Here is a 15393-nt window from a genome sequence, read left to right as displayed (position 1 = left end):
AAGATCTATAGAAATTTAGTTAATTGTTATTCGTTATTCGTATACCCTCATTATACAATATTATTCCTATATAGCTAGCACCTAGCATAAGCTATCCTAATAATCTTTATTGTGATATAACTATATATATACAACAATAATTTATATAGTTCGTATGTATGAAAGAAGCTAGTCTAGACTGTAAAACAAGCGACCATTACGCCATAATATTTTATTTTATATTGTTTTAAAAGCTTTCAATAATACATACATATCTATTTTACATGAGAATGAAAGGTACCATTATGGAAACAATCGTTCAAGCAAAACGCGTATTAGAAATTTTTAAAGAAATGAGCCAAATCCCTCGTGAGTCCGGCAATGAAAAAGGCATCAGCGATTACATCGTGAACTTTGCTAAAAATTTAGGTCTTGAAGTTCATCAAGACGAAATCTTTAATGTAGTTATCAAAAAAGCTGCATCTCCAGGTTATGAAAACCGTCCATCCATCATTTTACAAGGTCATATTGATATGGTTTGTGTTAAAGACCATGACTCTAACCACGACTTCTCTAAAGATCCAATTGCCAATATCATCGAAGGCGAATGGATGCACGCAGACCATACAACATTAGGTGCCGATAATGGCATGGGCGCTGCTATGATGCTTGCTCTCCTTGAAGATGAAAGCCAACAACATGGACCAATGCAATTATTATTCACTACCAACGAAGAAACTGGTATGGATGGTGCCTTTGCCATTAAAGAAGGTCAAGTAACTGGTGACTACTTACTCAACCTGGATACAGAGGTAGAACATGACTTCACCGTTAGTTGTGCTGGCGGTTGCCACGTACATGTAAAAATTCCATTGTTACGCGATAACAATCAACTAGGCTATGATGCGGGCTTATCCATTACAGTAACCGGCCTTAAAGGGGGGCACTCTGGCATCGAAATCAACGAGCAACGAGCCAATGCAAACCAAGTGTTAACCCGTGTACTCTATGATATTCAACAACAATATCCTATTAGCTTAGCGTCTTTTGAAGGTGGCGTAAAACATAATGCAATTCCGTCTAAGGCAGTAGCTGTACTATCCGTACGCTCTGAAGATGTGGCAGCCATTAAAACATTGCTCGCATACCAAGAAAAACAATACCAACACGAATATAGCGTACAGGATCCAGGCCTTACATTTGTAGTTGAAGATGTTCCTACTCCTGAAATAGTATATGCAGAAGACACAACAGAAGCACTTATTACATATATCTATCTTGCACAAGATGGGGTTCATTCTGTAAGTAAGTCTATCCCAAACCTTGTAGAAACATCTAATAATATTGCTATCGTACGTGAAAATCAACATACCATTGAAATACTCATTTCTATTCGTAGTTCCAATAGCAATAGTCTTGAATTCTTAACGAAAAAAATGATGCTTCTTGCAAAAGCACTTGGCGTAGCTGCAGAGCGTACAGGTGGATATCCAGCATGGGAATACGACAAAGGCTCAAAATTGGAAGAACAAGCGATTTCCTTGCATAACGAAATGTTCGATACACCAGCTAATGTAAATGCTATTCACGCAGGTCTCGAATGTGGTTTGTTAAAAGGCGTATTGCCAAATACACAAATGATTAGCTTTGGGCCTACTATCGTAAGTCCTCATACACCATCAGAACGCGTTCATTTACCTTCTGTTGAAAATGTATATGTGTACCTCAAAGCATTATTAGCAAAATTACAATAAAATAAATAATTACTATATTTTTGATGTATAATTTGTTATACTATAAGCAAATAACACATCAAGTTACGAGACCCATGTAATAGTGACTCTCCAACCCTCCTACAAGTAATTCAGCCATCTCTCCAACTGAATTATCTTGTAGGAGGGATTTTTTTCATAAAAATTTTTCAACTACATAAATAAATATTTATTCATACAGGAGTATTCTTTCATATATGAACAACATGGAATGCATCGTTTTATTTATAAATAATTATGAATATCAACTACATGTGCCAGTATACTCATATATAGTATATAATCTATAAATTTCAGAGAAGGCTGTTAAACTCTGATAAACTTGCTAGTTTCCATATACCCCATAGAGTATTTTCTGTGTTATCCTATAGGTGTATACTGTGTTTACATTACGCAGGAGGTATATATGATTCCAATAGTTATCATATCCGGATTTCTAGGTTCTGGAAAAACAACATTCTTACAACATATACTAAAAGAACATACATCGAAAGATAAAATTCTTATTATAGAAAACGATTTTGGTGAAACTAGCCTCGATGCTGCTAATCTTGCAAAAACAGGGGCCACAGTCCGTGAAGTAACATCTGGCTGTATTTGCTGTAGCTTACAAGGAAATTTCCAACAAGCACTACTTGATATTCTGCAAAATTACAAAATCGATATGATCTACATCGAGCCATCAGGTGTTAGCAAGCTCAGTGAAATCATCCATACTTGTAACGACGAGGACATTGCAAAATCTGCTTACATTCACGCATCGATAACGACTGTCGATGCTATGCAAGCACCAATGTTTATCAAAAATTTTGGTCTTTTCTTCAAGGATCAAATCACTCATAGTGATGCGATTTTTTTGAGCCATACAGAAGATATTCAACAGACAAGCATTACAAAACGTATGATTCGCGACCTCGCGCCACATACACCAATTCATGAAGAAGCATGGGATACCATTGGTTTGCGTGATTACATCAAGCGCCTGTATCATTGTCATGATGATCACTGCTTACACGATGAACATTTATTTATGAGTCATACCTTTAAGGATTTGCGCACCCTTAGTCTTGCACAATGGAAAACCATTTTAGAAGGCATGCCTGATACAGTGCTTCGTGCCAAAGGGATTGTACCAACCACGGAAGGTCCTCACGAACTCCAATACGGCACTCATTACTGTTCGCTTTCACCTAGTGAAACTAATGACTATAGTTTAGTCGTTATCGGCACAGATTTTAATGTACCAATGGTACATAACGAAGTGTGTCAATCATGATACCAGTTTATATCGTTACAGGGTTTATTGGATCCGGTAAAAGCACGTTCATAAACGAACAATTACAATACCGTAAAAAGCTAGGCGGTACCGCAATAATCAGCGCCGAAGAAGGCAGTGAACCTCTCATCAAAGAGCCCTTACAACTCAATGCGGATGAACTCAGTGCCATTGTTCCTAGCGATATCAAGTCTTACGAATTGATAGCCTGTAAAATCGGGGATTATTTAAAACGACTACAGCCAAAAGAGCTATGGATTGAGTGGAATGGCATGGTAAGCTTTCATCAACTAGAAGCCTTACTATATAGCGATATATTAAGCCACCTATTACAAGTAGAAAAGGTATTGTATATTTGTACCGATCAATTTGTCTCAACCATACTCCCTGGTTTAGGTAATGATGTAATGAGTCAATTGTATAGTGCAGATTGTATTATCACAGAATCCAATACACATCACGCTTTACTACGTACCTACAACGGAGAGGCTAAAATTATAACAGCTCCTACACCAGAAAAAGTAGAACAACTGTGCCGGAATTCCACATGGGGACTCATTCCTAATCTATTAGTTATTGGTATTACAACCTATATACTGTTGGTCACAGCTTTTCGCCATGACATCCCCTATTCCATTCACCAATGCTTCGCCATAATCACGGGCCTCATCATCGAGGCCATTCCATTCCTTTTATTAGGCACGGTAGGCTCAACGATTATTCGCTATTTCGTACCACAACGAGTATTACTAAAACTGTTAGGTGACCATTCTTTGAAAAGCTATGGGGCTGCTATGGTCAGTGGCTTTGCCTTGCCAATTTGTGACTGTGCCATCATCCCCTTATTCAAGGCGCTAATAGATCGAGGCATCCCTTTATCAGTAGCTCTTTTATTTATGCTCGCTAGCCCGATTATCAACCCTATCACCATTCTTTCTACATGGTATGCGTTTCCTGACAATCCCATGCTCTCCGTATGGCGTATCGTTTTAGGACTAGGTGTTGCCTTGTTAGTAGCCCTATCGTTCCGATTTTGGCCTCCAGCCACATCTATTTTGAAAGCAAGAACACCACAGAATCTTAGCTACGAAGAAATCGTTTTAGAAACAACTAAAACTAAACATATCGATAAAAAAAGATTGTTAGTCCATATGGAACGAGAGTTTTCTCAACTCTTATTCTATTTTTCCATGGCGGCAACTGTACTATCTATAGTTCAAGTGTATGGCAAGCCTTGGCTTCTCAACGCAGGATTAACCTTGCCAGAATTTACAGCCATTCCAATTTTGCTGATGTTAGCATTCTTCTTTTCAATCTGCTCTACATCAGATGCCATCATCGGTAAATCCTTGAGCACCTTATTTCCTATTAGTTCCGTAATGGGCTTTCTCATCTTAGGTCCGATGTTAGATATCAAAAACGTATATATATTAAAACAATATATGCCTACCTCATTTATCATACGATTAAGTATAACGATTGCCGTTATGTCCTATATAGCAGCATTAGTATTCAAATTCTTTCTTAGCTAATTTACAAATTTTTATAATCATTATCTCAGTTCTTAATTAATTAAAAGGAGATGATTTCATGACATTAGGACTGAAAGATCGCTTTTCTATCGTGAAAGGTCTATTGTATCTCATCTTAGGTATCTGTTGTATTTACCTCATTGTGACAGGTCGTTATTTGAACTATATTGCACCTCGTTATGAACTTTTACTAGGTATTAGTGGCGTTGCCCTTATTTTAGGCGGTTTAGCGACGATTATTTGGGCTCCGTCAAAATACTACAAACATAACTGGAAATCTATCGTTCCAATTATTATTCCTATTATGTTGCTCATCGTTCCTCCTGTTCTTGTACCATCAACAGGCGTTCATGGTGCCGCTCGTGTAAACGATGATACTAACAATTTTGACTTTACAAACGATGCTATTGGAGAGGTTGTCACCGTTAACAGTGAAAGTAAAGAGCCAGGAATTTCCAAGGACAAAAAAGAAATCGTTTTGAACTCAGACAATTTCTATCAAACCATTGTAAAAGTTGGATCTAATGCGGATCAATATAAAGACTACACAGTTTATATGACAGGCTATGTGAACCGCGAAGATAATACATTAAAATCTAACGAATTTACTATTTCTCGTATGGCTATGGCTTGTTGTATTGCTGACGTTGCCCCTATTGGCATGACAGCCTATAAAACAGATGGTGATAGCTTACAAAATGAACAATGGGTATCGATTGAAGGAAAGGTTTCTACGCGAGACTTCCACGGTCGTAAACAACCATATGTAGAGATTACAAAAATCAAATCTGCAGAACCTATATTAGGCTATGTATACCCTTAAGAATTACATAAAAAACGAGGCTTAACGCCTCGTTTTTAATAGGAATGATTCTGTTAAATAAAATAACCTATATTTTATAATTCAATGTCTATATGAATCTACAACAAATTGATGCCTTATAATAATTATAATAATTATTATACTTATTCTAGTTATTCTAATTATAATAGTTATTAAAACGTTCTATTAGTGCTGTAATTCTTTAATAATTCTCTTGCCAAGAGATGCTGCTACAGCGCACAAGAAAATGTCTGGGCCAACTGGGATTAGGAAGCAAGTAATAATGACAGCTTCCACACCAATCGGCTTACCTAAATACAGATTCATAATAAAGTATAGGTACACCATGCCAAGACCATATACAATAAATAGATTTAATATGGATCCGGCTAGCAAACGTTTGAACGATAGTGTATCCATTGTCTCTGCAATGCGTCCTACTGCATACGCACCAACCATAAAGCCAATTAAATAACCAAAGGTAGGTTGCAAAATATAACTAGGACCTCCACCAGATGTAAAAATAGGAACCCCAACAAGGCCTAGTACAATATAAATGCCAACACTAGCGGCACCTAAACGACTACCTAAAACAATGCCCGCTAATGTAGTAAATAAGATTTGCAATGTAAACGGACAATTCGGTAATGGGACCCGTATGAAAGCACCAACCGCGATTAGCGCCACAAAGAGTGCTGTCATCGTTAACTGACGGGTGGTAATGCGAGTTTGTTTTGATACAGTAGAGCTCATGGTATACCTCCATTCATAACAGACCTAAGCAGGAATTTGTGCTATCAATGGAGAATAAAAGTCCAAGATAACACGGAAACAAACTACTAACTATCTAAATTAAAGCACTTGTATTTTTAATTGTCAACTATAATGGTTGACTTTTAGTTTACTATATAGTCTAATACTATATATACTATGTTTTTAGTACTTTTTAATTTTGACTATAGCTAATAGTTATTATCAATAGTTCATAATAACTAAAAGATATACTCATCTTCATACAAAAATCATCTAATTTCACCTTATTTTCATACAATAATATTAAATTATACATAAGTAGATTGAGTAAAATCTACTTTCACAAAATCGTAACTAAACGAAAATTATAATTTGGTATCAGGAGGCATTGCTTATGAAAAATGTTAAGAAAGTATCCAAAGTACTATGTGCATTTGGCGTTAGTACAGTATTATTAGCAGGTGTAGTTGGTGCAGCTAGCAACCATGGTTACAACAACCATAGCAACTGGAATGGTGTTGGTAGCGTTGCTCCATCCGCACAAGCTAACTATTCTGTTGACTATATGGGCGCTGTTACAGTATTCCAACAACAATTCCCTGGCGCTACTGTAAAATCTATTTCCTATGATGCAAAACATAATCCTTACTATGAAGTAGAAGGTTATTATGGCAACCGTGAAGTAGAGCTTAAAGTAGACGAAGCATCTGGTCAAATCGTTGGTAAAGAAGTAAAAGGTTACTCCAAAGCTTCTAAAACAATTAACGTTCAAAACATCATCATTCCTGAAGTAGCTGAAACAAAAGCTATGGAAAAAGTTGGTTCTGATTTCCAAACTATGGATTGGACTGTTGAACGTGAAAACGGCAGAGTTGTATATGAATTTGATATGACAACTGGCGGCGGTAAAAATGCTGAAGTTAAAGTAGACGCTACATCCGGCAAAGTTATTAGCGCTAAAGTTAAAAACACAAAATACTAAGATTTTCATTTCATCAAGTGAAACCCTATCCTAACCCACTTAGATGACACACTACACATATAACACACATACTATACACACTGTATTCTTTGGATACACTCTCTAACACACTCTCAGAGAGCCCGTAACACTAACCACGGGCTCCCTAACATCCTATCTCACACAATAGGAAAACGGTCTGTGCACACACCACAGACCAAACGTTACACACACTATACTCCCTTAAAGACCTTGGATCATTAAATCCAAGGTCTTTTTATGCCCATTCTATCAAGGTTGTATTACACCTACACAACATTTCATTCTTATAAAGACAACAACACACTAATAACAAAAAAGCCTCCCAGTGGGAGGCCTTTTGCATAAGTTTTATAGGTTTGATAGTTATGTGTTCTATTTCTTAAGCAAAGTTCAGCTTAAGGATATCATTTGTAAGTTTTGAAGGTTTGATCTATAGTTTTCCAAACAAGAGGTACGAAAATTATGCTTTATCTAAAGCTTGTGCCAAGTCTTCGATGATATCATCGATATTTTCAAGGCCGATGGATACACGGATCATATCTGGTGTTACGCCAGCAGATTTTTGTTGTTCTTCGTTAAGTTGTGCATGTGTTGTGGATGCAGGATGGATAACAAGAGATTTAGCATCTGCTACGTTGGCAAGATTGGAGAAGATTTCCAAAGAATCAACTAGCTTAATACCGGCTTCTTTACCACCTTTTACACCGAATGTGAATACTGCACCAACACCTTTAGGGAAGTATTTATCAGCTAATGCTTTGTATTTGCTGTCTTCTAATTCTGGATAGCTTACCCATGCTACCTTAGGATGTTTGCTCAAGAAATCTACTACTTTACGAGCATTTTCTACGTGACGTTCTACGCGCAAGGACAATGTTTCAATACCTTGCAAGATTTGCCATGCTGCAAGTGGAGTAATGCATGCACCAGTATCACGAAGTAATTGAGCACGAATTTTTACAGTGAATGGGATTGGCAAATCACCAAATACTAATCCATTGTAGTGTTCGTCACCTTCGGAGAAGCCAGGGTATTTACCAGAACCTTTATAGTCGAATTTACCAGATTCTACTACTACGCCAGCCAATGTTGTACCGTGACCACCAAGGTATTTAGTAGCAGAGTGTACAACTACGTCAGCACCATGTTCTAATGGACGGAATAAGTATGGAGATGCAAATGTGTTATCTACGATCAAGATGATATTGTGCTTATGTGCAATATCAGCTATAGCTTGTACATCGATAAGATTAATACCAGGGTTACCAATAGATTCGATATAAACGGCTTTAGTCTTTTCATCGATAGCTGCTTCAAATTCTTCCAAATGATCCGGATTTACGAATTTAGTTTGAATCCCCAAGCGAGGCAATGTAGCAGTAAACAAATTATAAGTACCACCATACAATGTGGATGCAGCAACAATATTATCACCAGCATCTGCTACATTTAAAATAGAGTACGTAACCGCTGCAGAACCAGATGCTACTGCAATACCAGCAGCACCGCCTTCAAGTTGTGCAACACGAGCATCCAATACATCTGTAGTAGGATTACCAAGGCGAGAGTAAATACCACCAGGATTAGTCAATGCAAAACGACCTGCGGCTTCCTCAGCATCTTTAAATACGAAAGATGTAGTTTGATAAATCGGTACTGCACGAGAACCTGTTGGATCCACCGTATGACCAGCATGTAATTGTAATGTTTCAAATCTGTATTGTTTACTCATTATAATAACTCCTTTATATTAACTATATTTTAAGTTCGTTCTTTATGCCTAGTATATTACTATGCTTTAAAAGTTATGTCTACTATTTTTTATATTCTTTTCTCCATAACTTTAAACTATGGTGGACAAAGGAGGATAAAAGCTTTTACCAAAACCACTAAAGCGAACTAAGTCATTTATGAGAAATAAAATCCCCTAATTACTTCCAAAGAACTAGCTCCCTTAAGAGATGTTAGAAGTAATTAGGGGTACATAGTACTATCAATAGATTAGAAATAAGTACTTACATTTAGATGTAAGCGCCTAAATTTTTATCCCGTTCAAATTTCATTTTTTGGATTTGTTCAATGATGTACGGTGTTTCTTGGTATACATAGTAGTTTAACCAGTTTGTAAATAAAAGTGTACTTACAGAGCGCCAGCGCACGATGGGACGTTGTTTCGGATTATTATCTGGGAAGTAGTTTTCAGGAACCGCAATATCCATACCTTTTTTGATATCCCGCACGTACTCACGGTTAAGTGTGTCCCAATCGTATTCAGCATGACCAAATACAAAGATATGTTTATTATCTAAGCTACGAACGATAGCAGCACCTGTTGGTTCAGACCCAGCCAAAAGTTCCAAGTCACGATTTTCCTTAATTTGTTGCAACGAAACTGTGGTGTGACGAGAGTGTGGCATCCAAAACTTTTCATCGAATCCACGCATGAGCACTGGTCGATCATTATAAATATCGTGTTCATAAACACCAAATAATTTCTCATCCATAATAGATTTGTTAATACCAAAGTGATGATATAAACCAGCTTGAGCCCCCCAACATATATAGAAGGTCGAATATACATGTTCTTCGCCCCAGTTCATGATTTCTACGAGTTCAGACCAATAGTCTACCTCTTCAAAAGGCATTAACTCTACAGGAGCACCGGTAATAATCATACCATCAAAGAACTGGTCTTTTACTTCATCAAAGGTGCGGTAAAAGGTTTCTAAATATTGTTCATCTGTATTTTTAGCCTTACGAGATGCGGTATGCAACAATGTTAAATTAACTTGCAATGGGCTATTACTGAGAGCACGCAAAATTTGCGTCTCCGTCACTTCTTTAGTAGGCATCAAATTGACTAGCAAAATTTGCAAAGGTCGGATCTGTTGATTCTCCGCCCGTTCAGTATCCATAACGAAAATATTCTCTTGAGCTAATTTCGTAATGGCCGGTAAATTTTTTATTACTTTAATAGGCATAATATCACCTCTACACACTAAACAATTTGATAACCTAATCTAAATAATTTAACTAAGCTAGTTAAAAACCTCTCGCCTCATAGGCACAACGCCAAGCTTCGAGCCCTTCTTTTAAAATTTTACGAGGACAAGCAACATTAATGCGTTCAAAATCCTCCCCATCGACGCCAAACATAGATCCCGTATCGAGCCATAGCTTGGCATCATTGATGATCCATTCGTCTCGCTCTTTAGGGCTAAGTGGCAATTGAGAGCAATCTAGCCACATGAGATATGTCCCTTCAGGACGATATACATGAATCTTTGGCATATATTTTGCTACATAGTCGATGGTAAATTGAATATTATCTTGAATATATTCTTTCAATTCATCAAGCCAAGGAGCCCCTACTTTGTAGGCCCCTTCACAGCCCACAATCCCCATCGTGTTCAATTGGCTATAACCAGCACGGTCGATTTCTTTGATAAAACGGCGGCGTAAGGAATCATTAGGAATGAAAATATTACTTACTTGTAAGCCTGCAATGTTGAAGGTCTTACTAGGTGCTGTACATACAATACAGTGTTCTGCATAGCTTTCACCAAGAGCGGCAAAGACCTTATGCGTATGACCTTTCCATACAAAATCTGCATGGATTTCATCGCTTACAATGAGCACATTATGTTTAATACAAATATCACCGAGGCGTTTCAACTCGTCCTCAGTCCATACGCGTCCTACCGGATTATGGGGGTTACACAAGAGGAATAATGTAACATTTTCCTCAACGATAGCTCGCTCAATGCCTTCAAAATCGATAGTATATCTCTCTTCGCCTTTGATGAGTGGCACATTGATAAGACGGCGATTGTTATCGTCAATAACCATACTAAATGGGTAGTACACCGGTTGGTTGATGAGCACGCCCTCACCCTCCTTGGTGAAAGCTCGAACAGCCATCGCCAAGGCAAATACTATACCTGGCGTTTTAACGAGCCATTTTTGTTCTGGAGTCCAATTGAAACGTGTGGCGAACCAATTTTTCAACACATCGAAATACTCATCATCAGACTCGGTATAACCAAACACACCATGGTTTACGCGGTCCAATAAAATTTGCTTCAATTCAGGGGGAATTTCAAAATCCATATCCGCTACCCAGAATGGCAACACATCAGCTGGTTTACCGCACTTAACAGCAAAATCATATTTTAAAGATTTCGTGTGCGTTCTATCTAAAATTTGATCAAAATTATATTGTCCCATAGGAACTCCTTTATTTATTAAAAGCTTGTTCCAAATCTGCAATCAAGTCTTCTGTATCTTCAATCCCTACAGATAAACGCAACAAACGACGTGTAATACCTTTACGTTCAGCATCTTCCGGTTTTAAATCTGGATGTGTTTGCGTTACAGGATATGTCAACAAGGATTCTGTACCACCAAGACTTTCAGCGAATTGAATAAGCTTAATACCTTCTAATACTTGTTTAGCCGTTTCTTCGCTGTCTACTTCAAAGGATAGCATGCCTCCAAAGCCTGTTGTTTGAGCTTTATTGATTTCATAACCAGGATGTTCTGGAAGGCCTGGGAACAAAACTTTAGTTACTTTTGGTTGTTTTTTTAGCCATTCAGCAAGAGCAATGGCATTCTTTTGATGTTGCTCCATGCGTAGAGCCAATGTTTTTACACCGCGAATAACGAGCCAGCTATCCATAGCAGATAAACATGCACCTACGGTTTTATATGTTAAACGCAATTTTGCAGCGATTTCTTCGTCTTTTACAATAGTAAAACCAGAAATTACATCGTGATGACCACCGATGAATTTTGTACCACTATGAACAACAATATCGGCACCCAAGGTCAATGGTTTTTGGAAGTATGGGCTCAAGAAGGTATTGTCGATGATTACTAGCGCATTGCGTTCGTGAGCCAATGCACAAAGTGCACGAATATCGGTTATCTCCATCATAGGATTTGTTGGTGTTTCAATATATACAGCCTTTGTATTCGGTTTAAAAGCTGCTTTCACCGCATCAAGATCAGAAGTGCCTACATACGTAAACTCGATACCATTTTGCTCGTAAATATTCGTGAACATGCGGATAGAGCCACCATACAAATCATCACCCAAGATGATATGATCCCCAGGGGAGAATAGATGGAATACTGCGTCCACAGCTGCCATACCGGAGGAAAATGCCAATGCATCTGTACCTTCTTCAAGGCCAGCTATCAATTGTTCCAAACGGTCGCGCGTTGGATTAGACTCGCGCGAATATTGATAACCTGTTGTATCCCCCAACTTTGGATGGGAAAATGTACTAGACATATAGATTGCAGGGGAAATTGCTCCAGTGCTATCTGGTTTGCCACTGCCGTGAACACATTTTGTATTAAATTTCATTCCTATCAACTCCTCATATTTGTATACAATATATTAATTATAAAAGTAGACAATGATTACGGTCAACAAAAATGGGCACTCATAGGTCTTGAGTGCCCTTAAAAGGTCATATATATTTTGAATGGGTTGTCATAACTATAAGTTAAGTTCACCTAATATTTAGTGCGTTTTGTAATAAGTAATGCCAAAATTATACCTAATGACGAAGTTACCAATTGCGGCCAACTAGATACGAAAAGCATGGTATTTACAATCTTTGGTGGAAATTGGAACAAGGAGAAGAACAAGGAATACCCTCCAAAAAGTACACCAGCTTTTACCAAAGCCGCCACAATGATAAGCAATGCCTTTGGTTTATGTTGTAACCAATGAGCTACGAATACATACGCAGTCGTACCAAGAGCCGTAATCAAAATGAACGGTGGTAGCGGTAACATACCTTGTAAATGCGCCACTACCGGAGCAATCCAAGCGATGACGAGACCATTCTTCCAACCATAGCGCCACGTTGCAAGCACAAATGTAGCAGATGTAATGGAACCGATGAGGAACATACTCACCTGGTTTGGAATAAATGGAAACATGAGGCGCAAGCTTTGCGCCAATAAGGCAACGGCCAACAAGAGACCTGTACCTGTAATAGATTTTGTAGACATAAGAACCTCCTACTATACGATATAGATTTTTCAAGAGGTACTTACCTCATATATTAAAACTAAGCTTCTACAAATAATAAACGTGCCCGATCATACACCCAATTATAAACATACGTATAACCTAATATGACTAATGTCATCGTTATATCTGTAACAAAGGCCATCCAAAAGCTCATATGCATCATGTACATAATAATCGGTACTGTAGCAAGCATAAACAAACCTTCAAACAACACCGCATGAACTGTACGGATTACAGGACCTCGTGCTAATCGATCACCTGGTACTAGTTTATCAAATATCCAGTTAAACACAAAATTCCAAACCATAGCCAGTAAGGAAAAAATAACCATCAAAGCAAGAGGCTGACCCTCATGAGGAACAAACTGCATCACCGACCAGCCAATCATAACACAGCCTAACTCATATAAAATCGACTGTACAACACGCTCTGTAGCAGACATAATAATAAACCAGCTCCATCAGAAACCCCAAAAAAGATATTTACTATCACATCAATATTATATTTATTTTCTTAGATTTGTCGAGCTCTATCGAGTTTTTCCATTTTCGGATATAAAGAAAGCTACTCGTAGTATTCTGTAAGCTCGACTTACTTTTCCTAAAGTGAGTATTGTTATTTTAAGATAGAAGAAGCCGCCATATGTCTGTCCAGCGACTTGCAGCGAATGGAGCGCAGAGAGACATATGGCGGCGGAAAGCCTATCCTAAAAGTGGCATTACGAACTGAATCCATGGAATACCCACCACAATGAATATAGCAAGGTAGATAATCCCAAAGATAGCACCTAGTTTCCAAAATTCAGGACCTTTATTATAGCCACTAGCAAACCAAATTGGGCTATGACCAGTACCATAAGGGGTAAGAATCCCCATAATCCCCATTGGTACTAAAAGAATCAACATAACTTGAGCTGGATCAACACCAGGAATCTGAAGAATTAGAGTAGCAAACAAACCTACCATAGCTGTTACATAAGCAGTGCCAGAAGCAAAGAAGTAACGAAGTAAGCAAAATGCTAATAACAAGCCAAGAACAGCCATTGTTGGATCTAAAGAAACTAAAGAACCACCTGCAGATTTAGCAAGCCATTCCAAGAATCCTACATTTTTAAGCCCCGAAGCCATAGGCACAAGTGTGGCAAACCAAGTCAAAACATTCCATGCTGGTTTGTTAGCAAGGAAATCTTGCCAAGTCATAATCTTAGTAAAAATCATCAAGATAATAACAATTAAAGCCGTTGTAGTTGGGTTGATTTTAAATGTAGAAGCACCAATCCACAATACAAGAGCTAACACAGAAATCAAGGCCATGAAGATTTCACTGCGTGTCATGGAGCCTAATTTCTTATATTCATCCTTTGCCCATGCTGCAATTTCAGGGGAACCTTTTACCTCCGGTTTGCAGAATACATACGTCAACAATGGTGTAATGATAAATAGAATAATACCTACTGGCAAGAATGCTAAGAACCATGTACCCCAGTTGGCAGCTACGATACCCGACTTAGCAGACAATTCAAGAGCCAATGGATTTGGCGCCGCACCAGTCAAGAAAATAGAACTAGATACACAAGTTGTTGCCAATGCTACCCAATTTAAATAAGAACCAATTTTACGAGGATTCTTATCTGGATAAGAATCGAACATCGGACAAATACTGGATACGATTGGATAAATCGTACCACCAGAACGAGCCGCATTACTTGGAATAAATGGAGCCAACACAAGGTCAGTAATAGCAATGGCATAACCAAGGCCTAAAGAGGACTTTCCAAGCTTGGCTACGAGGAACAATGCAATACGTCGGCCAAGGCCAGAATTTTCATAACCGATACCGATCATAAATGCTGCGAATATCAACCACACGATGGCATTAGAGAAACCGCTAAGCCCCCAGCTGATAGCTTGAGCATCCGTAATAGCCTTTGCTACACCAGTTGCTTTGTCTACAATAGGTGCTGGACCAACCTTAAATAACATAGATACGGTAACAGCAATGATACCGATAAAAGCAGGTGGGATTGGTTCTAAAATCAACCCCACCACGAGGCCTGCAAAAATACTTACATAAATCCAAGAATTTGGACTAAGGCCTTCAGGCGCACCGATGAGCCATACAAGAATAGCTACTACAAGCGGTGCGAATAATTTCCAATTCGACTTCATTAGGAACACTCCTTACTAAAAATAAAACTGCAAAATTG

13 protein-coding genes are annotated in these 15393 nt (G+C 38.2%); 5 read left to right on the top strand and 8 right to left on the bottom strand.

Annotated features, from left to right (window positions below):
- Positions 1 to 284: 284 nt before the first annotated feature.
- The 4 genes from ACGHIY_RS01460 to ACGHIY_RS01445 all read left to right on the top strand — a co-directional run bounded on the left by ACGHIY_RS01460 (position 285) and on the right by ACGHIY_RS01445 (position 5382).
- On the top strand, positions 285 to 1733 hold the full coding sequence (locus ACGHIY_RS01460; protein WP_008602959.1) for an aminoacyl-histidine dipeptidase: 1449 nt from the start codon (positions 285 to 287) through the stop codon (positions 1731 to 1733).
- 424 nt (positions 1734 to 2157) lie between these two features.
- The gene (locus ACGHIY_RS01455) at positions 2158 to 3027 is read left to right on the top strand and encodes a GTP-binding protein (RefSeq protein ID WP_008602960.1); all 870 of its coding nucleotides are present in this window, start codon (positions 2158 to 2160) and stop codon (positions 3025 to 3027) included.
- Positions 3024 to 4559, top strand: a complete 1536-nt coding sequence (locus ACGHIY_RS01450; RefSeq protein ID WP_021147704.1) for a permease — start codon at positions 3024 to 3026, stop codon at positions 4557 to 4559. Before ACGHIY_RS01455 ends, ACGHIY_RS01450 begins: the two co-directional genes overlap by 4 nt.
- A 58-nt stretch (positions 4560 to 4617) precedes the next feature.
- Entirely contained in the window at positions 4618 to 5382 is a 765-nt protein-coding gene (locus ACGHIY_RS01445; protein ID WP_008602964.1) for a TIGR03943 family putative permease subunit, read from the top strand.
- Positions 5383 to 5568: 186 nt separating this feature from the next.
- On the opposite strand, the gene ACGHIY_RS01440 is transcribed toward ACGHIY_RS01445, so the two are convergent.
- Positions 5569 to 6135: a biotin transporter BioY gene (locus ACGHIY_RS01440; RefSeq protein ID WP_008602966.1), complete on the bottom strand. Its 567-nt coding sequence runs from the start codon at positions 6133 to 6135 to the stop codon at positions 5569 to 5571.
- A gap of 394 nt (positions 6136 to 6529) precedes the next feature.
- Between ACGHIY_RS01440 and ACGHIY_RS01435 the strand changes: the two genes are divergently transcribed.
- Positions 6530 to 7117 carry a PepSY domain-containing protein gene (locus tag ACGHIY_RS01435; RefSeq protein WP_008602968.1) on the top strand — a complete coding sequence of 196 codons (588 nt, stop codon included), beginning with the start codon at positions 6530 to 6532 and terminating at the stop codon, positions 7115 to 7117.
- Between the two features lie 481 nt (positions 7118 to 7598).
- Here the strand turns inward: ACGHIY_RS01435 and ACGHIY_RS01430 are convergent, their stop codons facing one another.
- The 7 genes from ACGHIY_RS01430 to ACGHIY_RS01400 form a co-directional block, all read right to left on the bottom strand.
- Positions 7599 to 8870 carry an O-acetylhomoserine aminocarboxypropyltransferase/cysteine synthase family protein gene (locus ACGHIY_RS01430; protein ID WP_008602970.1) on the bottom strand — a complete coding sequence of 424 codons (1272 nt, stop codon included), beginning with the start codon at positions 8868 to 8870 and terminating at the stop codon, positions 7599 to 7601.
- Between the two features lie 289 nt (positions 8871 to 9159).
- Positions 9160 to 10119, bottom strand: a complete 960-nt coding sequence (gene metA / locus ACGHIY_RS01425) for a homoserine O-succinyltransferase (RefSeq protein WP_008602972.1) — start codon at positions 10117 to 10119, stop codon at positions 9160 to 9162.
- Between the two features lie 61 nt (positions 10120 to 10180).
- A complete protein-coding gene (locus ACGHIY_RS01420) occupies positions 10181 to 11365 on the bottom strand; it encodes a MalY/PatB family protein (protein ID WP_008602974.1) in 1185 nt (394 codons plus the stop codon).
- Between the two features lie 10 nt (positions 11366 to 11375).
- Complete coding sequence (locus ACGHIY_RS01415) at positions 11376 to 12509, bottom strand: PLP-dependent aspartate aminotransferase family protein (RefSeq protein ID WP_038125772.1); 1134 nt, start codon at positions 12507 to 12509, stop codon at positions 11376 to 11378.
- A 152-nt stretch (positions 12510 to 12661) separates the two neighbouring features.
- Positions 12662 to 13165, bottom strand: a complete 504-nt coding sequence (locus ACGHIY_RS01410; RefSeq protein WP_008602979.1) for an ECF transporter S component — start codon at positions 13163 to 13165, stop codon at positions 12662 to 12664.
- 59 nt (positions 13166 to 13224) lie between these two features.
- Positions 13225 to 13629: a PACE efflux transporter gene (locus tag ACGHIY_RS01405; RefSeq protein ID WP_008602981.1), complete on the bottom strand. Its 405-nt coding sequence runs from the start codon at positions 13627 to 13629 to the stop codon at positions 13225 to 13227.
- A gap of 259 nt (positions 13630 to 13888) precedes the next feature.
- Positions 13889 to 15355, bottom strand: a complete 1467-nt coding sequence (locus tag ACGHIY_RS01400) for a DASS family sodium-coupled anion symporter (protein WP_008602983.1) — start codon at positions 15353 to 15355, stop codon at positions 13889 to 13891.
- Positions 15356 to 15393 lie beyond the last annotated feature (38 nt).

It is taken from the genome of Veillonella parvula (genome assembly GCF_042850485.1).
Taxonomy (GTDB): domain Bacteria; phylum Bacillota; class Negativicutes; order Veillonellales; family Veillonellaceae; genus Veillonella; species Veillonella parvula_Q.
This window is presented reverse-complemented; position numbering and strand designations above follow the sequence as displayed.